The following is a 24937-nucleotide window of genomic DNA, read 5'->3' on the forward strand; positions in this document are numbered from 1 at the left end:
AAGCAACGGCAGCCAACGAAAACCGGCAGGAACCAATCCCGGATCCCGCCACCTGAATTAACTTTCCGCGCCCGGCAGGAGCCGCGGACCACGAAGGGTAAGAAAACAGCTCATGAAGTCGCAGGAGATCACTAAGCGCTGGGTGGACTTTTTTGTCAGCAAGGGCCACACGGCGGTTCCCTCCGCATCGCTGGTCTCCAGCGACCCCTCGCTGCTGTTCACGGTGGCCGGCATGGTCCCGTTCATCCCCTACCTCACCGCCCGTGAGGAACCGCCCTACTCCCGTGCCACCAGCGTGCAAAAGTGCATCCGCACCGGTGACATCGAAGAAGTGGGCAAGACGGCCCGGCACGGCACCTTCTTCCAGATGTGCGGCAACTTCTCGTTCGGCGACTACTTCAAGGAAGACGCCATCAAGTTCGCGTGGGAGCTGCTCACCACGAGCGTTGACGACGGCGGCTACGGCCTTCCGCCCGAGCGGCTGTGGGTGACCGTCTACGAAGAGGACGACGAAGCCGAGGAACTGTGGCTCAAGAACACCGGCGTCCCCGCTGAACGCATCCAGCGGATGGGCAAGTCGGACAACTACTGGTCCACCGGCCAGCCGGGTCCTGCCGGGCCCTGCTCGGAGATCTACTACGACCGCGGACCGGCCTACGGCATCGAAGGCGGCCCGCTGGCTGACGAGACCCGCTACATCGAGATCTGGAACCTCGTGTTCATGCAGTACCAGATCGAGAACGTGCGCTCCAAGGTGGACTTCGACATCGTGGGCGAGCTGCCCAAGAAGAACATCGACACGGGCCTGGGCATGGAACGCCTCGCCATGATCCTGCAGGGTGTCGAGAACATGTACGAGACCGACCAGGTCCGGCCGGTCATCGACAAGGCCGCGGAACTCTCCGGCAAGGAGTACACCTCCGCTGAGACTCCCGAGGACCCCCACCACACGGACGACGTCCGGATGCGGGTTGTGGCCGACCACATCCGCTCGGCCCTGATGCTGATCTCCGACGGCGTCACCCCGTCCAACGAGGGCCGCGGCTACGTCCTGCGCCGCCTGATCCGGCGTGCCGTGCGCTCCATGCGCCTGCTGGGCGTCGAACAGGCCTGCCTGCCGGAGCTGCTGCCGGCGTCGCGGGATGCCATGAAGGGCGTGTACCCCGTCGTTGACGCCGACTTCGCCCGGATCAGCCGCATCGCCTACGCCGAGGAGAAAGCGTTCCTGCGCACCATTGCGTCCGGGACTGCGCGGCTTGAGGACGCCGTAAAGGAATCCAAGGCAGCCAACAAGCCGCTGTCCGGCGAGGACGCCTTTACCCTCCATGACACCTACGGCTTCCCCATCGACCTCACGCTCGAGATGGCCGAAGAGGCGGGCTTAAAGGTTGACGAGGCTGCCTTCCGCAGCCTGATGCAGGAACAGCGCCAGCGCGCCCAGGCAGATGCCAAGGGCAAGAAGGGCGGCCACGCCGACGTCACCGTGTTCCAGGAGCTCCTGGGCCAGGGTGAGACGGTCTTCACCGGCTACACCGAACTCGAAGGCGAGTCCCGTGTCCGCGGCCTCCTGAGCGCCGGACGCAAGGTCCAGCAGGCTGCCACCGGCGACGAAATCGAACTCGTGCTCGCCGAAACCCCGTTCTACGCCGAGGCCGGCGGCCAGGCTGCCGACACCGGCCTCATCACCGGTGACGGGTTCGTCGTCGAGGTCCTGGACGTCCAGCGCCCCATCAAGGGCCTGAGCGTACACAAGGCGATTGTCCGCGAAGGCGAGATCGGCGCGGACTCGCTGGTGCGCGCCGCCGTCGACCGTGAACGCCGCCACGCCGCCGAGCAGGCCCACACGGGCACGCACATCGTGCATGCCGCCCTGCACCAGATCCTCGGGCCGGAGGCCACCCAGCGCGGCTCCTTCAACAAGGCCGGCTACCTGCGCTTCGACTTTGCCTGGGGCGAAGGCCTGAGCACGGCGACGCGTTCGGAAATCGAAGAGGTGTCCAACCTTGCCATCCGCAACAACTACGCGGTGGAAACGAAGATCATGGGCCTGGCCGAGGCGAAGGCCATGGGTGCCATGGCCCTCTTCGGCGAGAACTACGGCAGCGAAGTACGCGTGGTGGAAATCGACGGCGCGTGGTCGCGCGAGCTTTGCGGCGGCACCCACGTTGCCAACACCTCGCTGATCGGCAGCCTGTCCCTCCTGGGCGAACAGTCCGTCGGTTCAGGCAACCGGCGCGTGGAAGCCTTCGTGGGCATGGAAGCCTTCCGCCACCTTGCCGCCGAGCGGGCCCTGGTGACCGAACTGACCGACCTGCTGAAAGTCCCGTCCGGCCAGCTCGCCGACAGGATTTCCGCCACGCTGGCCAAGCTGAAGGCCACCGAGAAGGAACTGGACCGGCTCCGCAAGGAACAGTTGGCCGCCTCTGCCGCGCGGCTGGTGGACACGGCCAAGGACGCCGGGGGAGTGAAGGTGCTGGCCCACGACGCCGGCACCGTCAGTGGAGCCGACGACCTCCGCGGCCTGGCCCTGGACCTGCGCAACCGGCTCGGCTCGGCGGCCTCCGCGGTTGCCGTCGCCGGTGTCGCCAACGACCGTCCGCTGATCCTGGTGGCCACCAACGAGGCAGCCAGGGAGGCCGGCGTCAAAGCCGGTGCGCTGGTCCGGATCGCCGCCGGCGTTCTCGGCGGTGGCGGTGGCGGCAAGGACGATGTTGCCCAGGGTGGAGGGACCGACGCCGGAAAGGTTGGCGCCGCGCTGGCCGCCGTCGTCGACGCCATTTCCGCGCGCTAATCCTGTCATGACCAATCCTGCAGCTGCCGGCGGCTACCCCCAGGGCGTCAAACTGGGGGTGGACGTGGGCACCGTCCGGGTAGGGGTGGCCCTGTGCGACCGCGACGGGATCCTGGCCACGCCCTACAAGACCCTTGACCGGAACGCCAAGAAGAACTCGGACGTGCGGGTCATCGCCAAACTGGCGGAGGAACAGGGAGCCGTCCAGGTTTTCGTGGGACTGCCGCGCACCATGAAGGGCGAAGAACACGCGTCCGCCAGGATGGCCACGGACTACGCCCTGCTGCTGGTTGAAGAGCTTTCCGCCCGCGGTTTGGCGGTCCCGGTGAACCTCGTGGACGAGCGGCTGAGCAGCGTTACGGCGCACCGGAACCTGCACGAAGCTGGCATGAGCAGCAGGAACCACCGTAAAGTAGTTGATCAGGTCGCGGCGGCGGGTATCCTTCAGCACGCCATCGACATGCAGAAAGCCAGGGGAGCGGATGTCGGCTCACGCGTGACAGCGCCATCCCCGACCGTGGACCTGGGGGCCGGTGGGGTGGACGAACCAGTCCGCGCCATCTCCGCAGACACGGCCCGATTTTCAGATAATGGAAGGCAACAGTGAGCCCTGCCAACATTGACGACACTTCCGGCCCGCAGGACGCCGGGGCCGCGAGGCCGTTGACCCGCAAGGAACTGCGCGCACGCGAAAAGAGCCTCAATACCGGCGGCCACGACGCCGTCCCCGAGCAGGCCTATGAGACGGGCGAGGTCCCGCCGCCTCCCGTCACGCCGCCGGCAACCGCACCCTCGGCCGGAGAACCAACCTTTGCTCCGCTGCCTGGCGCCGAGGACGTGCCGGCTGCCCCCGATGCGCCGCCATCCATCCAGGACGGACCGCACCCCGGTGACTCCCACCCCGCTGGAGCCTGGAGTAACGGGCTTTCCGCCGGAACCCACCAGGACGCCGTTGCGCCGCCGCATGACGACGTGCAGGTTGGCGACGACGTACACCAGCACGAGGAGCTGGCGTATGTCCCGGATACGGAGCACCCCGGGGACGCGTACGCCTACGCGGACGTGGCACACCACCAGGACGTGCAGCACCACGACGACGTGGCCCACCACCCGGACCACGCCCCCTTCGCCGACGGCCACCATGACGCCGACGGGCACCATTACGGGGAAATCCCCGACGACCATTCATACGACGCCGGATACCACGACGATGCGCATCCGGATGCTGCCCACCCGGATGCCGCCCATGAGCTGCTTCCCGTGTCCTCGGCAGCCCAGTCAGTGCCCCGGCCCTCGAAGAAGGTCCGGCGCCGGCGCAGGTTGCTGGCGCTGTTCCTGACGCTCGCTGTGTTCGTGACGGCCGTGGCCGTGGGCGCGCAGTTCCTCAAGCCCCTCCTCGGCAGCGGCAAGCCATCGGACTTCCCCGGACCGGGGACCGGCGAGGTCCACGTGACCGTGGCAAGCGGCGAGGGCACCCGGTCCGTAGCTGTGGACCTTGAGAACCAGCGGGTCGTCGCCAATGCCGACACCTTCATGCAGGCGTTCCATGCCTCCGGCGCAACGCTGTCGCCGGGCGACTACGTCTTCAAGACCGAAATGAAGAACGCCGACGCCGTTGATGTCCTGGCCGGCAAAGACAAGTCCAAGGTCATCTACTTCGCCCTGAGCGCAGGTCTGCGGATCGGTGAGTCGCTGCAGGCAATTTCCGAGGGTTCGGGCGTTTCCATCCAGCAGCTGCAGGCCCTGAGCAACCAGCCTGCCCAGTTTGGCTTGCCGGCAAACGCGAAGAACCTCGAAGGTTACCTCGCCCCCGGAGAATACCGCTTCCCGCTCGGAACCCCGGCCAAGGACATCCTGCAGGCCCTCGTGAAAGCCACCACCGATGAGCTGGTGTCGCAGGGAATCACCGACCCCGCCAAGCAGTACGAGGCCGTCATTGTGGCCAGCATTGTCCAGGCCGAGGGTGGCCAGGCCGATTACGGCGACGTGGCCGGTGCGATCTATAACCGGCTCAAGCCGAACGACCAGACCGGCGGTTTCCTCCAGGTGGATTCGGCGGTGACTTACGGCTTGGGCACCAAGAGCCTGAACTTCACGGATGACCAGCGCAAAGACAAGTCCAACCCGTACAACACCTATGCCAACCCCGGACTCCCGCCGGGCCCCATTGGTTCGCCCGGCAAGACTGCCATCGACGCGGCAGCACGGCCCAAGTCCAATGACTACCTGTACTGGGTGACCGTCAACCTGGACACCAACGAAACGAAGTTCGCGAAGACGCTCGCCGAACATAACGTCAATGTTGAGCAATACAACGCGTGGTGCAAGGCCAACGCGGGCCGCTGCACATGAGCCTGCGGGCTGCCGTCCTGGGCCACCCGATCAGCCACTCAAAGTCTCCCGCGCTGCACCTTTCGGCGTATGAGCGGCTGGGCGCGGCCATCAGCTACACGGCCATCGACGTCACCGAGCAGTTGCTGCCGTCGTTCATGCGCCAGATCCGGAACCAGCCCGGCTGGCGCGGGCTCTCCGTGACCATGCCGCTGAAGACCGCCATGCTTGATGAAGTGGACGAAGTCCGCGGAGTGGCCCAGACCCTGGGAGTCGTGAACACAGTCACCTTCGAGGAATCCGGCGGCGCAGTGAAGACGGTAGGTTCCAACACCGACGTCCCGGGGATCGTGAATGCCCTGCGCCACGCCGGGACGGCTGCGGCGCCGTCCGCCGTCATCCTCGGCGGCGGCGGCACGGCGGCGTCGGCTGTTGCTGCCCTCAAGGAACTTGGCACCACCACGGTCCAGGTGTACGTCCGTGATTCGTCGCGGACGTCGGACGTCCGCGCCGCTGCCGACAGCCTGGGGGTCGCGCTGGAGGTCCGCCCCCTCACCGCCGCCGCGCGCCCGACGTCGGAAGCCGACGTCGTCATCTCCACCTTGCCGCCACGCGCGGCCGACGGGCTCGCCGCCGAAATCGCCGCCTTGAAGACGACGACGCCGGGTGTCCTCCTGGACGTCGCCTACGATCCCTGGCCCAGCCTGGTGGCCTCTGTGTGGCAGGCCGGAGGCGGCCGCGTGGTGCCCGGCCTGGAGATGCTGTTGTACCAGGCGGTGGAGCAGGTGCGGCTTTTCACCCGGCGCGGGGAAGACGTTAACGCAGCTGTCATAGATGTGATGTGTGACGCAGTCGGCCTTGCCCGACGGGCGTTCTGACCGCCCTACGTGGCAGGATGGAAATTATGCGTTGGTTGACTGCCGGTGAATCCCATGGCCCGGCTTTGATGGGAATTATTGAGGGCGTCCCGGCTGGTGTGGAAATCACCAGCGGGGACATCGCAGACTCCCTGGCCCGCCGCCGGCTCGGCTACGGCCGCGGCGCACGGATGAAATTCGAGCAGGACGTGGTCACCATCCTTGGCGGTGTACGGCACGGCCGCACCCAGGGCGGTCCCGTCGCCATCCAGGTGGGCAACACCGAATGGCCCAAATGGGAGCAGATCATGTCTGCCGACCCCGTTGACGCTGAACTCCTCGCCGACCAGGCCCGCAACGCACCGCTGACGCGGCCCCGTCCGGGCCACGCCGACTTCACCGGCATGCAGAAATACGGGTTTGATGAAGCGCGTCCTGTCCTGGAACGCGCCAGCGCCCGCGAAACGGCAACCCGGGTGGCCCTCGGCACCGTGGCAGCCCGGTTCCTCCGGCACCTCGGCATCGAACTGGTCAGCCACACTGTCTCGATCGCCAGCGTCACCGTCCCCGAAGGCCGGCCGCTGCCGTTGCCCGGCGATGTCATCGCGTTGGACACGGATCCGCTGCGCTGCTTCGACCGCGAAACCTCCGACGCGATGGTTGCGGAGGTCGACGCCGCGCACAAAGAAGGCGAAACGCTGGGCGGCGTGGTCGAGGTCCTCGCCTACGGGCTTCCGCCGGGACTTGGCAGCTACGTGCACTGGGACCGGCGGCTCGATGCCCGGCTGGCCGCGGCACTCATGGGGATCCAGGCCATCAAGGGCGTGGAGGTCGGCGACGGTTTCCTGACCGCTGCACGCCGGGGTTCAGCCGCCCACGACGAAATTGTCCGTGACGGCAAGGGCCGGATCGGCCGTGCCAGCAACCGGGCCGGCGGTATCGAAGGCGGCATGAGCATCGGCGACGTCCTCCGGGTCCGCGCCGCCATGAAACCGATCGCCACCGTGCCGCGCGCCCTGCGCACCATCGACGTCAGCACCGGCGAACCGGCCAAGGCCCACCACCAGCGCTCCGACGTCTGTGCCGTCCCGGCTGCGGGCGTCGTGGCCGAGGCCATGGTGGCACTGGTCCTGGCCGAAGCCGTCATGGAGAAGTTCGGTGGTGACTCCGTGCCGGAAACCGCCCGCAACATCAAGGGTTACCTGGACAACATCCCGGCTTCCCTGGACTCGATCGGCCAGTAGTGCTCCATCACAGCAGTACCGGCCCCGCAGGCGGCCGGCCGATCGTGCTCATCGGCCCCATGGCCGTCGGCAAATCGGCCATCGGCCAGCAACTGGCGCAACAGCTGGGCGCCCGCTTCATTGACACCGACGCCGTCATCGTTGCCGGCCACGGTTCCATCGCCGATATCTTCGCGGGCCGCGGGGAGCACGCGTTCCGCGAAATCGAAGCCCGGACCGTCGCCGACGCCGTTGAGGACGCGGCCGGGACCACCACGGTGATTTCCCTGGGCGGCGGGGCCGTACTGGACTCCGGGACCCAGCAGCTCATGGGCCGCTGCACCGTGGTCTACCTCGAATGCGACGCTGATACGGTGGCAGGCAGGATCGCCCGGAACTCGGGCCGGCCACTCCTCGCCGGCGACGCCATGGGCCGCTGGACAGCAATGTTTGCCACCCGCAGGCCGGTCTACGAGAGGCTGGCCGACATCACCCTGGACGTCCGCCACGGCTCCATACCCGAGCTCGGCGCACGGCTGGAAGCAGCACTGCGGCACCACGCAGCTGCCAAACAGGAAGTTGAGAAGTGAACACTCAATCAACAGTCATCAACGTCACCGGCGAAGGTGCTGGAAACAACTACGGCGTCGTCGTGGGGCGCGGCCTGCTTGGAGAACTTCCCGCCCTGTTGGGTGAACGCGTCCGCCGGGTGCTGGTGATCCACCCCCGCGCGCTGCGCCTCACCGGAGACACCGTCCGCGACGAGCTGGCCGAGGCCGGCTTCACCTCGCTTACGGCGGAAATCCCGGACGCCGAGGAAGGCAAGCACATCCAGGTCGCGGCATTCTGCTGGCAGGTCCTGGGCCAGAACGACTTCACCCGCTCGGACGCCATCGTGGCTGTGGGCGGGGGAGCAGTCACCGACCTCGCCGGCTTCGTTGCCGCTACGTGGCTGCGCGGCGTCAAGGTCATCCACATGCCCACCAGCCTGCTGGGCATGGTGGACGCCTCGGTAGGCGGCAAAACCGGCATCAACACCGCGGAAGGAAAGAACCTCGTGGGGGCGTTCCACCCGCCCGCGGCCGTCCTGGCCGACCTGGACACGCTGGAAACGCTGCCGAAGAACGAGATCATTTCCGGGCTTGCCGAGGTCATCAAGTGCGGCTTCATTGCCGACCCCGCCATCCTCGATCTCGTGGAGAAAGACCCGGCCGCAGTGGTGGACCCCCGCTCCGACGCGCTGCGCGAGCTGATTGAACGCGCCATCGCCGTCAAGGCGAAGGTGGTTTCCGAGGACCTCAAAGAATCCGGGCTCCGGGAAATCCTGAATTACGGACACACCCTGGGCCACGCCATCGAGCTGGTGGAACGCTACTCGTGGCGGCACGGCGCAGCCGTGTCCGTGGGCATGATGTTTGCGGCCGAACTTGCCCGCAGCGTGGGCAGGCTCAGCGATGCCGACGCCGACCGGCACCGAAGCATCCTGGACGGCCTTGGGCTGCCGGTCACCTATCGCCGGGACCGCTGGCAGGGTCTGCTGGATGGGATGCGCCGCGACAAGAAGTCCCGCGGCGACCTGCTGCGTTTCGTGGTGCTGGACGGAATCGCCAAGCCGGGCATCCTTGATGTGCCGGACACCTCGCTGCTGTTCGCCGCGTACCAGGAAATTGCGTCCTGATGCAGGGCGACATGAATGGCACCGCCGACTGGCCCCAGGCCGGATTTCCCGGCATCCGCATAAACCCGGATACCCTGATGCCCCAGATCGTCAACGAGGACGCTGTCCGGGAAGCCCTGTCGGCCTCCACCGACCCCGCGGACCACATTTTCGTCCTGTTGGTCGAGGGCCATGCCTCCGAAGCGGCTGAACTGCTGGCCGAAGCACGGTTCAAGGACCCGGAATCGTTCCGGCTGCGCGTTTTCGAAGCCGAGGTATTGAGCGTCACCCACCGGATGGACCGCGCCATAGAGCTGTTCCGGCAACTCCTGGCCGAGGTGCACGGCACGCCCCGCGAAGCGCTGGCACTGCAGTTCCTGGGCAAGGCCCAGTACGCAGCCGGCCAAACCTCGGCCGCCGTTGAGTCGTTCTCCAAGGCGCTGGACCTGCGGGTGGCGCAGTCCGCGGATGCTGCCCAAATCTATTCCTCCACCGTGGCGCTCCAGCGTGCACGGGACATCCTGGAATTGGCCTGCTGAGGAGGCAGGCGGCGGCAGCGGACAAGCTGCCCGGTATTTACCGGTAGAATGGTTGTGGAATTTTTGCATCCACGCGATTTTTGACAAACACGTGCAGGCGGGCCGCTTTGGTTTGCCCGCCCGGCATACAGCACCTGGCCCACACGGCCGGATAAAGGAACCAGAGGAAACCAGTGGCAACCACTAACGACATTAAGAACGGAACGGTCCTGAAGCTTGAGGGCCAGTTGTGGAACATCATCGAGTTCCAGCACGTCAAGCCCGGCAAGGGCGGCGCCTTTGTCCGCACCAAGATGCGCAACGTGATGTCCGGCAAGGTTGTCGACAAGACCTTCAACGCCGGCCTCAAGATTGAGACGGCCACCGTCGACCGCCGCGACTACCAGTACCTGTACCAGGACGGCGCGGACTTCGTGTTCATGGACACCTCCGACTACGACCAGATCACCGTTTCCGGGGCCACGGTGGGGGACGCCACCAACTTCATGCTTGAGAACCAGATGGTGAACATCGCCATCCACGACGGCAACCCGCTCTACATCGAACTGCCGCCGAGCGTCGTCCTCGAAATCACCTACACCGAGCCGGGCCTGCAGGGCGACCGCTCGTCCGCCGGCACCAAGCCTGCCACCCTGGAAACGGGTTACGAGATCCAGGTGCCGCTGTTCATCGAGAACAACACCAAGGTCAAGGTGGACACCCGCGACGGCAGCTACCTGGGCCGGGTCACCGAGTAGTGAGCGCCCGCGGTAAAGCCCGCAACAGGGCACTGGATGTTCTTTTCGAGGCGGAGCAACGCTCTGTTTCGGCATTTGACGTGCTCCGCGCACGCCGGGAAAAGACCGACCAGGTGGTCAACCCCTACACCGTGGAAATCGTTGAGGGCGTAGTGTCCCAGCAGGCAGCCATTGATGAGTTCCTGGAGACCTACTCGCAGGGCTGGAGCCTGGAACGGATGCCGTCAGTGGACCGCATCATCCTCCGCATCGGTACGTGGGAGCTCCTGTACAACGATGACGTCCCCGACGGAGTTGCGGTCAGCGAAGCCGTTGCACTGGCCAAGACGCTGTCCACGGATGAGTCTCCGCAGTTCATCAACGGCCTGCTCGGGCGCCTGCAACAGCTGAAGCCTTCGCTGCTCGCCTAGGGAAGAGCCCAGGTTTGCGGCGTCAGCCGAACGCCAAGGGGCCCGCCGGACATCCGGCGGGCTCCTTCTGCGTTCTCAACGGGCGATGGCCGCCCGGAGCTCCAGGATCCTTTGGAGCTGGTGCCGCTCCTCGGCCTGGTGAAGAGGCACGTCCCGCCCGCTCAGGATCCGCTGGCGGATATTCGCGAGCTGTGTGGCCGCCTTCAGGAACTGCTTCATCTGCGGTTTCCGGCCCGCGGTGGCGGCCCAGGACAACGCCGTGCGCCTTCCGGCGGGGGTCGCCAGGAGCTGCACCTCGTCCGGCGTGAACCAGCCCGCGGCCGAATACTCCAGCAGCCGCTGCCGGGTCAGGCGCTTCTCGGCAACCCGAAGGAAGATGATGCCTGCCACCGCCAGCAGGAAGATCGGAACCTGGACCATGATGTAGTCCAGCAGGAAGCCCCTGCCCATGCTGTTCCACCTGTTGTGCAGGAACATGGCCGGCAGCAGCCCTGCCAGGAAGGCTCCCACGGACGCTCCGGTATGCCACTTCCGCGCGGCGAACCCCATCACCAGTCCCGTGGTTCCGGTGAAGATCGCGTGCGCGAAGGGCGACATCACGCCGCGGAGGAAGAAGATCTGGGCGAGGTCGCTGGCTGGGGAAGCCGATTCGGCCACGGCCCTGCCGAAGTAGAGGATGTTCTCGGTGAAGGCGAACCCGCCGGCGATGGTGAAGGCAAAAACGACGCCGTCAACGGGCCCGTCGAATTGCCGTCGCGCTGCCAGCAGGATGATCAGCAGGCCCAGGGACTTGGCAAATTCCTCGACCACCGGCGCCTGCACGGTGGCCATATACGTCTGCAGGTCCGCCTGGTCCGTGAACTGGAACGCGATCACAAAGAACGGCTGGATGAGCAGGGTCACCGCAACGGATACCGCAGCACCCCACACGAAGGCGAACAACAGCAGCCGCTTCGGCTCCGGTTCCCACCTGTCGATAATGTGGACCGCCGCCAGGACCACGGACAAGGGAACCAGGGACGCGAGGAACCCGATCAGGAATCCGCCGGCGCCGGTATTGGACAGCAGGAACGGGACCACCAGGAACAGGCTCAGGAACGCGAGCACACCGCCTGCGATGGACAGTCCCGCCAGTCCGGTCCGTGCCCGGGATACCCGCAGCGCAGTCTCCGGGAGGTGCGGACCGACCGTTGCCAGGGGCTGGCCGCCGTGCCCCGGTGCCGGGCGGTAGTGTCCTGGATGGACCTGGCCCATCCAGCTGGGGTTGGCCTGCCGGGGGACCGGCCCGGGTGCTTCGCGGTAGGGGTCCTCGGGGAGCCCTGGTGTTGGTTGCTGCGGATACATCGGCATAACGGAAAGCCTAGGCGGGGGGCGCCGGAGCGCCAAGGAACCACGAATCCGCGCCAGCCGATGTGACCAGCAACGCGTCTCCCGGGCGCAGGCACGGCGAGGCGATGTGGTAATTTTGAACAGCAAATGTTCCTTTTTTAATTCCGTCCTGTGAGGCGGGGAAAGGGGAGACGAGCGTTGACTTCTGTCACCAGCGCACCGGTTCCAGCCAGGGTTGTCCTCAGCCAGGCGGACATCGACCGGGCACTCACTCGTATCGCCCATGAGATCCTCGAAGCCAACAAGGGATCCCGGGACTTGGTCCTGCTGGGCATTCCCCGCCGCGGATACCCGCTGGCCGTCCGCCTGGCCGAAAAAATCGCGGCTGCCGACGCCACCGTGGACGCCGCCGCCATCGTGGGCCAGCTTGACGTCACCATGTTCCGCGACGATCTTTCCCACCAGGGGACCCGGCCGCCGTACCCCACCAAACTGCCCCGGACGGGGATCGACAACAAGGTAGTGGTGCTGATCGACGACGTCCTGTACTCGGGACGCACCATCCGCGCCGCCCTGGACGCCCTCGTTGACCTCGGCCGCCCGCGCATCGTCCGGCTGGCCGTCCTGATCGACCGGGGCCACCGCGAACTTCCCATCCGTGCTGACCATGTGGGCAAAAACCTGCCCACCTCCTCCGCCGAAAAGGTACGGGTCCGGCTCGAGGAGACCGACACACCCCAAGGCGGATCACCGGTCAACGAAGTCGTGATCGAGGGCGGCGCATGAAACACCTCCTGTCCACCCAGGACCTCAGCCTTGAAAATGCCATCCGCATCCTGGACACCGCCGAGGAAATGTCTGCCGTGGGCGAGCGGGAGGTCAAGAAACTCCCGGCCCTGCGCGGACGCACGGTGGTCAACCTTTTCTTCGAGGACTCCACCCGGACCCGGATCTCCTTTGAAGCCGCAGCCAAGCGGCTCTCCGCGGATGTGATCAACTTCGCCGCGAAGGGGTCCTCGGTATCCAAGGGAGAATCCCTCAAGGACACCGCCCAGACGCTGTCCGCCATGGGGGCCGACGCCGTCGTCATCCGCCATTGGGCTTCCGGCGCGCCGCACCGGCTCGCCGCAACGGACTGGATCGACGCCGGCGTCATCAACGCCGGTGACGGCACCCACGAACACCCCACCCAGGCCCTCCTGGACGCCTTCACCATGCGCCGGCACTGGGCGCGGCTGGCCGGAACGGCGTCGGAGGGAACAGACCTCAAAGGCCTGCGCGTCGCGATCGTCGGCGATGTCCTGCACTCACGCGTGGCACGGTCCAACGTCTGGTTGCTCCGGACCCTGGGCGCGGAGGTCACCTTGGTGGCGCCACCCACCCTGCTGCCGGTCGGCGTCGAACAATGGCCCTGCAGTGTCAGCTATGACCTCGACCAAACCCTGGCAAACGGCGTGGACGCCGTCATGATGCTCCGGGTCCAGGGCGAACGCATGAACGCCTCGTTCTTCCCCAGCACCAGGGAATACTCCCGCCGCTGGGGCTTCGACGACAACCGGCTCCGCGCCCTGGACGACCTCGGCATGACAGACACCATCATCATGCACCCAGGTCCCATGAACCGGGGCCTGGAAATCAGCGCCGCCGCAGCCGACTCACCCCGGTCCACCGTCCTGGCACAGGTCCGCAACGGCGTGTCCGTTCGGATGGCCGCACTGTACCTGCTGCTCTCCGGGGATTCCCGCGAACCAGCCGCAACCCGGGCCCCGGCCTACACCACCGCCGCGCCCATCAAGGAGAGCATCTGATGACGACCACCACCGGAACCTACCTCATCAAGGGCGCCTCCATCCTGGGCGGCGAAGCCTCGGACGTGCTGATCCGTGACGGCATCATCGCCGAGATCGGCCACGGCCTGGATGCCGGCGGAGCCACGGTGATCGACGCCGCCGGCTGCGTGGCGTTGCCCGGCATGGTGGATGTCCACACCCACCTGCGCGAACCCGGCCGCGAGGACGCCGAAACCGTCGAAACCGGAACCCGCGCAGCGGCCCTGGGTGGTTACACGGCTGTCCATGCCATGGCCAACAGCACCCCCGTCGCCGACACCGCCGGCGTCGTCGAGCAGGTCTACACCCTGGGCCGGGCCGCAGGCTGGGTGGACGTGCGTCCGGTCGGGGCCGTCACGGTCGGACTGGCGGGGGAGCAGCTGGCGGAACTTGGCGCCATGGCCGACTCCCGCGCCCGGGTCCGGATGTTCTCCGACGACGGCATCTGCGTCCACGATCCCGTCCTGATGCGCCGGGCGCTGGAATACGTCAAGGCGTTCGACGGCGTCGTGGCCCAGCACGCGCAGGAACCCCGCCTCACCGCCGGGGCACAGATGAACGAGGGCGACGTCTCCGCGGTTCTCGGCCTGACCGGCTGGCCTGCCGTCGCCGAGGAAAGCATCATCGCCCGCGACGTCCTGCTGGCCCAGCATGTCGGCTCGCGGCTGCACGTCTGCCACGTATCCACGGCAGGCTCCGTGGAAATCATCCGCTGGGCCAAGGAACGGGGCATCGACGTCACCGCCGAGGTGACCCCGCACCACCTGCTGCTGACCGATGACCTCGTGCGCAGCTACGACCCCGTCTTCAAGGTCAACCCGCCGCTGCGCACCGATGCCGACGTCCAGGCATTGCGTGCCGGGCTCGCAGACGGCACGATCGACGTTGTGGGTACCGACCATGCACCGCACCCCAGCGAGCACAAGGAATGTGAATGGGCGCAGGCCGCCATGGGCATGACCGGACTTGAAACGGCCCTCTCAGTCGTGCAGCACGCCATGATCGAAACCGGACTGATGACGTGGGCGGACTTCGCCCGCGTCACCTCCACGGCCGCGGCGAAGATCGGGCGGCTGTCCGACCAGGGACGGCCCATCGAAGCCGGCGAACCCGCCAACCTCATTTTGGTGGACCCGGCAGCCCGCTGGACCGTCGATCCGTCCACGATGGCCACCATGGGCCGCAACTCGCCGTTCAAGGGCCGGGAATTGCCGGGCAAGGTGGTTGCCACCTTCTACAAGGGACACCCCACGGTGCTCGAGGGTGCACTGAACACGCCCCACCCCGACGCCGCAGCCACCACGGCGGGCGTTGCCTGATGGACAAAATCCTCCCCGGACTTGCCATGCTGGCGGTCGTCGCCGTCGCCTTTGTCCTCCTGGGCATCGGCTGGCGCAACCGGCTCAGGCGCCAGGCCGACGTCGAACAGCTGCCCGAGGTGCCTGCGGCAACCGGTGAACCCGCCGCTGTCGCCGAAGGGCAGTACGTTGCCACCACCACCGCCGGTGACTGGCTCGACCGGATCGCCGTCCACGGCCTTGGGATCCGCACCAACGCAACCCTCGCGGTCTACCCGCATGGCGTCCTCTACGAACGGGCCGGAGCGCCGGCGCTCTACATCCCTGCCGCTTCCCTGACCGGTGTCCGGCAGGACAGCGGCATGGCCGGGAAGTTCGTCGAGAAAGACGGCCTGCTCGTGCTGGCCTGGATGCTCGGCGCGCATGAGCTTGACACCGGCTTCCGGACCCGACGCGCCGCCGACAAAGACGTGCTTTACCAGGCCCTTCAGGAATTGATTTCGTCAGCCCCAGCGGCTGGTGCCACCAGTGGAAAGTAAGACAGTGAAAGCGAATACATTGACAGCAACCACCTCCGCTCCTGTGTCAGCCCCCGCTGCGCTGGTTCTCGAAGACGGCCGCATTTTCCGAGGCACCAGCTACGGCGCCACCGGCACCGCCCTGGGCGAGGCCGTCTTCGCCACCGGCATGACCGGCTACCAGGAAACCATTACCGACCCGTCCTATGCCCGCCAGCTCGTGGTACAGACGGCACCCCACATCGGCAACACCGGTGTGAACAGCGAGGACGCCGAGTCGCGGCGGATCTGGGTGGCCGGCTACATTGTCCGGGACGCTGCCCGCCGGCCTTCCAACTGGCGCTCCGAGCGCTCCCTTGACGAGGAGCTGGTGGCCCAGGGCATCGTCGGCATCCAGGGCGTGGACACCCGAGCCATCACCCGCCACCTGCGCGAGCACAAGACCATGCGCGCCGGCATCTTCTCCGGCGGGGCGGCAGGGGCCACGGACAAGGAACTGCTCGACGCCGTCCTGGCCAGTGCGCCCATGGAAGGTTCCCGCCTGGCCGAGGAGGTCAGCGTCGACGAAGCCTACGTCGTAGAACCGAAGGACCACGGCTGGGAAGGTGAACCCCGCTTCACCATCGCGGCGATCGACCTCGGCATCAAAGCCATGACCCCGGTACGGTTCGCCGAGCGGGGCGTCCGCGTCCACGTGCTGCCGGCCACCGCCACCCTTGAGGATGTCAAGGCCGTCAACCCGGACGGTTTCTTCATGTCCAACGGCCCTGGCGACCCAGCGACCGCAGACGCCCAGGTCAAGCTGCTCCGCTCAGTCCTGGACGAAAAGCTGCCGTACTTCGGCATCTGCTTCGGCAACCAGATCCTGGGCCGGGCATTGGGCTTTGGCACGTACAAGCTCCGCTACGGACACCGCGGCATCAACCAGCCCGTGATGGACCGCCGCACCGGGAAGGTCGAAATCACCTCCCAGAACCATGGCTTCGCCGTGGACGCCCCGCTCGACGGCGCCACCCAGGCGCCGGAATCACGGTACGGCCGGGTGGAAGTCAGCCACATCAGCCTGAACGACGATGTTGTGGAAGGCCTCGCCTGCCTGGATATCCCGGCGTTCTCCGTGCAGTACCACCCCGAAGCTGCCGCCGGCCCGCACGACGCCGCGTACCTGTTCGACCGCTTCATCGACCTGATGGCGGACACCAAGGACGCTGAAACCAAGACTGCCAACGACAACAAGACCGAGGACAAGAAGTAATGCCAAAACGTACAGACCTCAAAAGCGTCCTCGTCATTGGTTCCGGCCCGATCGTCATCGGCCAGGCCGCCGAATTCGACTACTCCGGCACGCAGGCCCTGCGTGTCCTCAAGGAGGAGGGCCTTCGCGTCATCCTCGTGAACTCCAACCCGGCCACCATCATGACCGACCCCGAGTTCGCCGACGCCACCTACGTTGAGCCCATCACCCCTGAGGTGGTGGAGAAGATCATCGCCAAGGAACGGCCGGACGCCGTCCTGCCCACCCTGGGCGGGCAGACCGCGCTGAACACCGCCATCGCCCTGGACAAGAACGGTGTACTGGAGAAGTACAACGTCGAGCTGATCGGTGCCAACATCGCCGCTATTGAGCTGGGCGAGGACCGGGAAAAGTTCAAGGGCGTCGTGGAGCGCTGCGGCGCGGAATCCGCCCGCAGCCACATCATCCACAGCATGGATGAAGCCCTCACGGCAGCCGACGACCTCGGCTACCCCATGGTGGTCCGCCCCTCCTTCACCATGGGCGGACTCGGCTCCGGACTGGCCTACAACGAGGACGACCTGCGCCGCATTGTCGGCCAGGGCCTGCAGTACAGCCCCACCAGCGAGGTGCTGCTCGAGGAGAGCATCCTGGGCTGGAAGGAATACGAGCTCGAAATGATGCGGGACAAGAACGACAACGTGGTTGTCGTCTGCTCCATCGAGAACTTCGACCCCGTGGGCGTGCACACCGGCGACTCCATCACCGTTGCTCCGGCGCTGACCCTCACTGACCGCGAGTACCAGAAGCTGCGCGACGTCGCCATCGCCGTCATCCGCGAGGTGGGCGTCGATACCGGCGGCTGCAACATCCAGTTCGCCATCGACCCCGCCACCGGCCGTGTGGTGGTCATCGAAATGAACCCGCGCGTCTCCCGCTCCTCCGCACTGGCTTCCAAGGCCACCGGCTTCGCGATCGCCAAGATCGCCACCAAGCTCTCGCTGGGCTACACCCTGGACGAGATCCCCAACGACATCACCCAGAAGACCCCGGCGTCCTTCGAACCCACCCTCGACTACGTGGTGGTCAAGGTGCCGCGCTTCGCCTTCGAGAAGTTCCCTGCGGCGGACAACACCCTTACCACCACCATGAAGTCGGTGGGCGAGGCCATGGCGATGGGCCGCAACTTCACCGAAGCACTGCAGAAGGCACTGCGCTCCCTGGAACAGAAGGGCTCGCAGCTGGACTTCAGCAGCGTCCCTGAATGGGAAGTGGCCGAACTCATCGAAAAGGCCAAACGCCCCACCACCGAGCGCCTGCACCAGGTCCAGCGCGCCCTCCTGGGCGGCGCCACCGTGGAGCAGCTTTTCGAGGCCACCAAGATCGATCCCTGGTTCCTTGACCAGCTCCAGCTGCTCAACGAGATCTCCCGCGAAATCCGCCAGGCCGGTGCTCTGACAGCGGACATGCTCAAGCGCGCCAAGCGCCACGGTTTCTCGGACGAGCAGATCGGCTCCCTCACGCACAACCCTGAGGCAGTGGTCCGGGGCGTCCGCCAGGCCCTCGGCATCCGCCCCGTCTACAAGACCGTTGACACCTGCGCCGCCGAATTCGCCGCCTACACGCCGTACCACTACTCGGCCTATGACGAGGAGGACGAGGTCGCGCTGCACTCCAAGCCGTCCATCCTGATCCTCGGCTCAGGCCCCAACCGCATCGGCCAGGGCATCGAGTTCGACTACTCCTGCGTCCACGCGTCCATGGCGCTCCGCAAGGCAGGCTATGAGACCGTCATGGTCAACTGCAACCCGGAAACCGTCTCCACCGACTACGACGTCTCCACCCGGCTGTACTTCGAGCCCCTTACGCTCGAGGACGTCCTCGAGGTCATCGCGGCCGAGGAACGCACGGGCGGCGTCATGGGCGTGTTCGTCCAGCTCGGCGGCCAAACCCCGCTGAAGCTGGCGCAGCAGCTCGCCGACGCCGGCGTGCCCATACTGGGTACCTCACCGGAGGCCATCGACCTCGCCGAGCACCGTGGCGCCTTCTCCCGCGTGCTGGACAAGGCCGGCTTGGTGGCGCCGAAGAACGGTACGGCCGTCTCCTTCGAGGACGCCAAGAAGATTGCCGATGAGATTGGCTACCCCGTCCTGGTCCGCCCGTCCTACGTGCTGGGCGGCCGCGGCATGGAAATCGTCTACGACGAGCCGAACCTCTCGCGCTACATCGCCAACGCCACCGAGATCACCCCGGACCACCCGGTCCTGATCGACCGGTTCCTGGAAGACGCGGTCGAGATCGACGTCGATGCCCTCTTCGACGGCACCGACATGTACCTGGGCGGCATCATGGAACACATCGAGGAAGCCGGCATCCACTCCGGTGACTCCGCCTGCGTCCTGCCGCCCATCACCCTGGGCAGCAACGTCATTGAACGGGTCCGCGTGGCCACCCGCGCCATCGCCGAGGGCGTGGGCGTGCGCGGACTGATCAACATCCAGTTCGCGCTGGCCTCGGACGTCCTGTACGTCCTGGAAGCCAATCCGCGCGCCTCCCGGACCGTGCCGTTCGTGTCCAAGGCCACCGGCGTCCAGATGGCCAAGGCCGCCGCGCTGATCGGCACCGGCGTGACCATCAACCAGCTGCGCAGCGCCTACAAGATGCTGCCCGAAACCGGCGATGGATCCACCCTCCCGCTGGACGCGCCCGTGGCCGTCAAGGAAGCCGTGCTGCCGTTCAGCCGGTTCCGGACGCTCGAGGGCAAGGTGGTGGACTCCCTGCTCGGGCCCGAGATGCGTTCCACCGGCGAAGTCATGGGCATCGACAAGCACTTCGACACCGCCTTCGCCAAGAGCCAGGCGGGCGCGAACAACGCCCTGCCCACCGAAGGCAAGGTCTTTGTGTCCGTGGCCAACCGGGACAAGCGCTCGGTGATCATGGGCGTCAAGCGCCTCTCGGACCTCGGTTTCGAGATCGTCTCCACCGGCGGCACCGCCGATGTCCTGCGCCGCAACGGCATCCAGGCCACCCCGGTACGCAAGGTGGCCGAGGGCAGCAGCGCCGAAGGGGAAGGCACCATCGCCGACCTCATCGTCGCGGGAGAGATCGACATGGTCTTCAACACACCGTCCGGCGGCGAAGCCCGCAGCGACGGCTACGAGCTCCGGGCCGCGGCCACGTCCATCGGCATTCCGTGCATCACCACGGTGGCCGAGTTCAACGCCGCCGTCCAGGCCATCGAAGCCATGCGCACCTACGAGTGGTCCGTCACCAGCTTGCAGGAGCACGCGGCTGCCCTCGCCGAGTCGCAGCAGAAGGCGGCCCTGCAGCATGCCTGAGCAGGTACCGGGCGCCGGCCGGGAGTCCTTTGGCTCCCGGCTGGGCGCCGCCATGGCATCCCGCGGTCCGCTCTGCGTGGGCATCGACCCGCACCCGGCGCTGCTGGAAAGCTGGGGCCTGGACGACGACGCCGCCGGGCTGAGACGGTTTTCGCTGACGGTCCTTGAGGCCGTGGCTCCGCTCGCTGCCGCGGTGAAGCCCCAGGTGGCCCTTTACGAACGGCATGGCTCCGCCGGTATTGCCGTGCTGGAAGAGGTCCTGGCCGGGGCCCGCGAGCAGTCGGTGCTCAGCATCGCCGATGCCAAGCGCGGGGACATCGGATCCACCATGGCCGCCTACGCCGACGCGTGGCTCCGTGACGGCTCCCCGCTGGCGGCGGACTCGGTCACCCTCAGCCCCTATCTCGGGTTCGAGTCCTTGCGGCCGGCGCTGGACCTTGCCGCGGACACAGGCCGGGGCGTGTTCGTCCTCGCCCTGACGTCCAACCCGGAAGGCGCCTCCGTCCAGCACGTTGGCGGCAGCGATTCGGTGGCGCGCAGGATCACCACCGCCGCAGCCGCGGAGAACGCCCGCTACGCAGGAAACCTGGGGTCCGTGGGCCTGGTGGTGGGCGCCACCGTTGGCACAGCGCTGACGGACCTCGAGCTGGACCTCGCAGCAGTCCGCGGCCCCATCCTGGCGCCAGGCCTTGGCGCCCAGGGAGCTACCCCTGCCGACCTCCGGGCCACGTTCGGCGCCGCGTACCCGCTGGTCCTGGGAACCTCCAGCCGGGACATCCTCTCGGCGGGACCCCTGCCGGGCGGATTGCGGGAAGCTGCCCAGCGCACCTTGGACGGGCTGCGGGGACAATAGTCCGCCAATTCCCCGGATGCATTGCTTCAGGCTGCACCAAAGGGTATTTTCAGGACAGGTCCAAGGGCGGCCGCCCTTGGATGAAATCCGCCGACTCCGGGGGTGTCCGTGATGGTCCTGCGACCTTTATCTGCGACTGAACGGGCCGAGGCCCTGGGCAAGGCGGCGGCGGCAAGGGCCACCCGGGCAGCGGCCAAGGAAAGCCTTCGAAACGGGGACAGGTCCGCGGCGGACATCATTGGCTCAGCCCTTGAGGACGACGCCCTGGCCCGGATGAAGGTGTCCGAACTCCTTGAAGCCCTTCCCGGCATCGGGAAGGTGCGGGCCGCGGCCATCATGCAGCAGCTGGGCATTGCGGCCTCCCGCCGGGTCCGCGGGCTGGGCGTCCACCAGCGGCGGGCGCTGGTAGATTTTATAGACGAGCATTAGCGCAGGCCGGCCGCCTGCGCTTCCCCACCTCCAGCAAAAGGAATACGTGAGCAAGAAACCCGGACTGACAGTCCTCGCAGGTCCGACGGCTGTTGGCAAAGGCACCGTGTCCACCTACATCCGGGACAACTACCCCGAAGTCTGGCTTTCCGTCTCGGCCACCACCCGCGCCCCCCGGCCCGGGGAAGAGGATGGCGTCCACTACTTCTTCAAGTCCAAGGAAGAATTCGAGCAGCTCATCGCCGACGGTGAACTGCTGGAATGGGCCGTGGTCCACGGCCAGAACACCTACGGCACGTTGAAGAGCACCGTGAACCGGGCGATCGCCGAGGGCCGCTCAGTCCTGCTGGAGATCGACCTGCAGGGGGCCCGGCAGGTCAAGGCGGCTGTTCCGGACGCGCAGTTCGTCTTCCTGGCGCCGCCGACGTGGGACGAGATGGTCCGACGGCTGGTGGGCCGGGGGACCGAAACCCCCGAGGAACAGCAGCGCCGGCTGGAAACCGCTAAACTGGAACTTGCTGCTGAACCGGAGTTCGACCACACCGTCATCAACGATGACGTCCGCCGGGCAGCGGACGAGCTTGTTTCACTCATGGGGCTGACCCCGCATCCACATCTGCCGGAACCGTCAGCCCGCTAGGAATTTGGAGAAATTCGTGTCTACGAACCTTGAAGGCATCATCAACCCGCCGATCGACGATCTGCTGAAGGTAGCGGATTCCAAGTACGGCCTGGTGATCTTCGGTGCCAAGCGTGCTCGTCAGATCAACGCCTACTACGCCCAGCTGCACGAGGGCCTGTTCGAATATGTCGGCCCCCTGGTCGATACCAAGCTGAACGAGAAGTCGCTCTCGATCGCCCTGCGCGAGATCAACGAAGGCAAGCTGGTTTCCACGCCGATCGAAGCCGCAGAGTAGTCCTGCAGCCGAACTGACTTGCTGTTGACGGAGGTCACGTGCGCATAGTCCTCGGAGTCGGGGGAGGGATTGCCGCCTACAAGGTGGCGTCGCTCCTCCGGCTTTTTACTGAAGCCGGCCATGACGTCACGGTGATCCCCACCGAGGCGTCCACCCGGTTCGTCGGTACCGCCACCTGGGAGGCGCTGTCCGGGAACCCGGTCAGCAACAGCGTTTTCGATGACGTGCACCTGGTCAACCACGTACGGCTGGGCCACGAGGCCGACCTCGTGGTCGTCGCACCCGCCACGGCCGACCTCCTTGCCAAGGCAGCCACCGGCCAGGCCGGCGACCTCCTGACCAACACGCTGCTCATGGCCCACGGCCCGGTGCTCTTCGCCCCGGCCATGCACACGGAGATGTGGCAACATGCCGCCACCCGCGCCAACGTGGAAACTCTCCGCGGGCGTGGTGCTGCAGTCCTTGAACCCGCCTCCGGCAGGCTGACAGGGGCAGACTCGGGACCGGGCAGGCTCCCGGAACCCCAGGCCATCTTCGACGCCGCCATGGCGCTGGTGCAGGGCCGGTCCGATTACCAGCTTCCGCTGGCGGGACGCACCGTCACCATCAGCGCCGGCGGAACCCGGGAATCCCTGGACCCGGTCAGGTTCCTCGGCAACCGGTCCTCCGGCAAGCAGGGCGTCGCGCTGGCCGTTGCCGCGCGGAATGCCGGGGCCACCGTGCGCTTGCTGGCAGCCCACATGGAGGTCCCGGCGCCGGCAGGGGTTGAGGTGCAACGTGTGGAGACGGCCCTGGAGCTCCGTGAGGCCGCACTGGCTGCAGCAGCCGATTCCGACGTGATCATCATGTCCGCTGCCGTGGCCGATTTCCGGCCCGGAGAAGTCTCGGACACCAAAATCAAGAAGCGGGACGACACCGCCGACCCCGTCATCACCCTGGTCCGCAACCCGGACATCCTGCAGGAACTCGTGGAGAAGCGCAACGCATCCCGTGCCGGAAGCGGCCAGCTCGTCGTCGGCTTCGCCGCCGAAACGGGAGACAGCCAGGGCGACGTCCTGGCTTACGCCCAAGCCAAACTGCAGCGCAAGGGCTGCGACCTGCTGGTGGTCAACCACGTGGGGATGGACAAGGTCTTTGGCCAGGACTCCAACGCGGTGGTCATCCTCTCCCGGGCCGGCTCCGAACCACAGGAGGCGTCCGGGACCAAAACCGAGGTTTCGGAAGCCATCATCAGGCGCATCAGCTTTGAACTGAACCACGTTTCGCCCCGCGCCTGAAGTGTTTCAGGCCACGTTTGCTTAGCACGGGGACATCTCCCGCCTGGCAAGCAACACCAACCAGTAAGGTAGTTGAGTGACTTTACCGCTGCACCTTCCCCAGGCCCACGGGGCCACGCCCGCCGCGCTCCGGCTCTTCACGTCCGAGTCGGTCACCGAGGGCCATCCGGACAAGATCTGCGACCAGATCAGCGACGCCATCCTGGACGCGCTGCTGGCAGCCGACCCCGAGTCGCGCGTGGCCGTGGAAACCATGGCCACCACGGGTCTGGTGCACGTGGCAGGCGAAGTCACCACCGACGCCTACGTCGAGATCCCGCAGATCGTCCGTGAGACCATCTTGGGAATCGGCTACGATTCCTCGGCCAACGGCTTCGACGGCGCCCGGTGCGGCGTCTCCGTCTCCATCGGACAGCAGTCCAACGACATTGCCGGCGGTGTGTTCAACTCACTCGAGGCGCGCGAGGGCCGCCAGGAGGACGATTACGACCTCCAGGGCGCAGGGGACCAGGGCCTGATGTTCGGCTACGCCAGCGACGAGACCCCTTCCTACATGCCGACGCCGATCTGGCTCGCCCACCGGCTGTCCGAACGACTCACCGAGGTCCGCAAGACGGGCCAGCTGGCCTACCTCCGCCCGGACGGCAAGACCCAGGTGACCGTTGGCTACGACAAAGACGTCCCCGTCTCCGTGGAGACAGTAGTGATCTCCAGCCAGCACGCCGACGGCGCAAGCCTCGAGCAGCTCCGCGCGGACCTCGCCGCCATCGTGATCGAACCCGTTCTTGCCGGCGCCAACCTGGACCTCTCGCGCACCACGAACATCCTCAACCCGGCCGGTGAGTTCGTTATCGGCGGACCGGTTGGGGACGCCGGACTCACCGGCCGCAAAATCATTGTGGACACCTACGGCGGCATGGCCCGCCACGGCGGTGGCGCCTTCTCCGGCAAGGACCCGTCCAAGGTGGACCGCTCTGCTGCCTACGCCATGCGCTGGGTGGCCAAGAACGTGGTGGCCGCAGGACTGGCCAAGCGCGCCGAGATCCAGATCGCTTACGCGATCGGCCAGGCCCGGCCCGTGGGAACGTACGTGGAGACGTTCGGCACCGAGACCGTGGACCCGGCCAGGATCAGCGCCGCCATCGCCGAGATCTTCGACCTGCGCCCGCGCGCCATCATTGACGCCCTTGACCTGAAGCGGCCCATCTACGCAAAGACCGCCGCGCACGGGCACTTCGGCCGCGACGATCCTGACTTCACCTGGGAACGCCTGGACCGGGTGGATGACCTGAAGGCATTCTTCAACGCCTGACAGTCCCCGTGAGGCGTCCGGAAGACCAATGTCAGTGCCCGCTGCTTGGCTGTCCTTG

23 protein-coding genes are annotated in these 24937 nt (G+C 66.6%); 22 read left to right on the forward strand and 1 reads right to left on the reverse strand.

All coding sequences use genetic code 11. The features are described 5' to 3' along the window. Window positions 1-112: 112 nt before the first annotated feature. From alaS to nusB, 10 genes are all read left to right on the forward strand, one after another. Window positions 113-2791, forward strand: coding sequence for an alanine--tRNA ligase (alaS, locus tag QRM96_RS01035; protein ID WP_285318013.1), 2679 nt, complete (start codon window positions 113-115; stop codon window positions 2789-2791). A 7-nt stretch (window positions 2792-2798) separates the two neighbouring features. Beyond that, window positions 2799-3398, forward strand: a complete 600-nt coding sequence (ruvX, locus tag QRM96_RS01040) for a Holliday junction resolvase RuvX (RefSeq protein ID WP_285318014.1) — start codon at window positions 2799-2801, stop codon at window positions 3396-3398. Continuing rightward, window positions 3395-5143, forward strand: a complete 1749-nt coding sequence (mltG, locus tag QRM96_RS01045; RefSeq protein ID WP_285318015.1) for an endolytic transglycosylase MltG — start codon at window positions 3395-3397, stop codon at window positions 5141-5143. The genes ruvX and mltG overlap by 4 nt, the downstream gene beginning before the upstream one ends. Continuing rightward, window positions 5140-6000, forward strand: coding sequence for a shikimate dehydrogenase (locus tag QRM96_RS01050; RefSeq protein ID WP_109044544.1), 861 nt, complete (start codon window positions 5140-5142; stop codon window positions 5998-6000). The genes mltG and QRM96_RS01050 overlap by 4 nt, the downstream gene beginning before the upstream one ends. Before the next feature lie 23 nt (window positions 6001-6023). Next, a complete protein-coding gene (gene aroC / locus QRM96_RS01055; protein WP_026264491.1) occupies window positions 6024-7223 on the forward strand; it encodes a chorismate synthase in 1200 nt (399 codons plus the stop codon). Then, on the forward strand, window positions 7223-7792 hold the full coding sequence (locus QRM96_RS01060) for a shikimate kinase (RefSeq protein WP_018761431.1): 570 nt from the start codon (window positions 7223-7225) through the stop codon (window positions 7790-7792). The genes aroC and QRM96_RS01060 overlap by 1 nt, the downstream gene beginning before the upstream one ends. Further along, window positions 7789-8880: a 3-dehydroquinate synthase gene (gene aroB, locus QRM96_RS01065; RefSeq protein WP_018761430.1), complete on the forward strand. Its 1092-nt coding sequence runs from the start codon at window positions 7789-7791 to the stop codon at window positions 8878-8880. The genes QRM96_RS01060 and aroB overlap by 4 nt, the downstream gene beginning before the upstream one ends. After that, complete coding sequence (locus QRM96_RS01070) at window positions 8880-9398, forward strand: tetratricopeptide repeat protein (RefSeq protein WP_018761429.1); 519 nt, start codon at window positions 8880-8882, stop codon at window positions 9396-9398. Before aroB ends, QRM96_RS01070 begins: the two co-directional genes overlap by 1 nt. Window positions 9399-9571: 173 nt before the next feature. Beyond that, window positions 9572-10135 (forward strand): elongation factor P, encoded by a 564-nt coding sequence (gene efp, locus QRM96_RS01075; RefSeq protein WP_018761428.1) that lies wholly within the window; start codon window positions 9572-9574, stop codon window positions 10133-10135. After that, window positions 10135-10545 carry a transcription antitermination factor NusB gene (nusB, locus tag QRM96_RS01080; RefSeq protein WP_285318018.1) on the forward strand — a complete coding sequence of 137 codons (411 nt, stop codon included), beginning with the start codon at window positions 10135-10137 and terminating at the stop codon, window positions 10543-10545. Before efp ends, nusB begins: the two co-directional genes overlap by 1 nt. 75 nt (window positions 10546-10620) lie before the next feature. On the opposite strand, the gene QRM96_RS01085 is transcribed toward nusB, so the two are convergent. Then, entirely contained in the window at window positions 10621-11895 is a 1275-nt protein-coding gene (locus tag QRM96_RS01085) for a PrsW family intramembrane metalloprotease (protein WP_285318019.1), read from the reverse strand. A 177-nt stretch (window positions 11896-12072) separates the two neighbouring features. On the opposite strand from QRM96_RS01085, the gene pyrR reads away from it, so the two are divergent. The 12 genes from pyrR (at window position 12073) to metK (ending at window position 24879) form a co-directional block, all read left to right on the forward strand. Next, window positions 12073-12660: a bifunctional pyr operon transcriptional regulator/uracil phosphoribosyltransferase PyrR gene (gene pyrR, locus QRM96_RS01090; RefSeq protein WP_018761425.1), complete on the forward strand. Its 588-nt coding sequence runs from the start codon at window positions 12073-12075 to the stop codon at window positions 12658-12660. Then, window positions 12657-13682, forward strand: a complete 1026-nt coding sequence (locus QRM96_RS01095) for an aspartate carbamoyltransferase catalytic subunit (RefSeq protein ID WP_018761424.1) — start codon at window positions 12657-12659, stop codon at window positions 13680-13682. Before pyrR ends, QRM96_RS01095 begins: the two co-directional genes overlap by 4 nt. Then, window positions 13682-15022, forward strand: a complete 1341-nt coding sequence (locus QRM96_RS01100; protein ID WP_018761423.1) for a dihydroorotase — start codon at window positions 13682-13684, stop codon at window positions 15020-15022. The genes QRM96_RS01095 and QRM96_RS01100 overlap by 1 nt, the downstream gene beginning before the upstream one ends. After that, on the forward strand, window positions 15022-15540 hold the full coding sequence (locus tag QRM96_RS01105; RefSeq protein WP_285318022.1) for a PH-like domain-containing protein: 519 nt from the start codon (window positions 15022-15024) through the stop codon (window positions 15538-15540). The genes QRM96_RS01100 and QRM96_RS01105 overlap by 1 nt, the downstream gene beginning before the upstream one ends. Next, a complete protein-coding gene (carA, locus tag QRM96_RS01110) occupies window positions 15521-16774 on the forward strand; it encodes a glutamine-hydrolyzing carbamoyl-phosphate synthase small subunit (protein ID WP_502934871.1) in 1254 nt (417 codons plus the stop codon). Before QRM96_RS01105 ends, carA begins: the two co-directional genes overlap by 20 nt. Further along, window positions 16774-20091, forward strand: a complete 3318-nt coding sequence (gene carB / locus QRM96_RS01115; protein ID WP_285318025.1) for a carbamoyl-phosphate synthase large subunit — start codon at window positions 16774-16776, stop codon at window positions 20089-20091. Before carA ends, carB begins: the two co-directional genes overlap by 1 nt. Continuing rightward, window positions 20084-20944 carry an orotidine-5'-phosphate decarboxylase gene (gene pyrF, locus QRM96_RS01120; RefSeq protein WP_285318027.1) on the forward strand — a complete coding sequence of 287 codons (861 nt, stop codon included), beginning with the start codon at window positions 20084-20086 and terminating at the stop codon, window positions 20942-20944. Before carB ends, pyrF begins: the two co-directional genes overlap by 8 nt. 111 nt (window positions 20945-21055) lie before the next feature. Continuing rightward, window positions 21056-21373: an integration host factor, actinobacterial type gene (mihF, locus tag QRM96_RS01125; protein WP_026264488.1), complete on the forward strand. Its 318-nt coding sequence runs from the start codon at window positions 21056-21058 to the stop codon at window positions 21371-21373. Window positions 21374-21419: 46 nt separating this feature from the next. Continuing rightward, complete coding sequence (gmk, locus tag QRM96_RS01130) at window positions 21420-22013, forward strand: guanylate kinase (protein WP_018761417.1); 594 nt, start codon at window positions 21420-21422, stop codon at window positions 22011-22013. Window positions 22014-22029: 16 nt separating this feature from the next. Continuing rightward, window positions 22030-22290 (forward strand): DNA-directed RNA polymerase subunit omega, encoded by a 261-nt coding sequence (gene rpoZ / locus QRM96_RS01135; protein ID WP_026264487.1) that lies wholly within the window; start codon window positions 22030-22032, stop codon window positions 22288-22290. Window positions 22291-22328: 38 nt separating this feature from the next. Next, complete coding sequence (gene coaBC, locus QRM96_RS01140; RefSeq protein WP_285318028.1) at window positions 22329-23567, forward strand: bifunctional phosphopantothenoylcysteine decarboxylase/phosphopantothenate--cysteine ligase CoaBC; 1239 nt, start codon at window positions 22329-22331, stop codon at window positions 23565-23567. 76 nt (window positions 23568-23643) lie between these two features. Next, the gene (gene metK / locus QRM96_RS01145) at window positions 23644-24879 is read left to right on the forward strand and encodes a methionine adenosyltransferase (RefSeq protein ID WP_285318029.1); all 1236 of its coding nucleotides are present in this window, start codon (window positions 23644-23646) and stop codon (window positions 24877-24879) included. Window positions 24880-24937: the final 58 nt, after the last annotated feature.

The organism is Pseudarthrobacter sp. lyk4-40-TYG-27, assembly GCF_030209295.1.
In the GTDB taxonomy this organism is placed as follows: domain Bacteria; phylum Actinomycetota; class Actinomycetes; order Actinomycetales; family Micrococcaceae; genus Arthrobacter.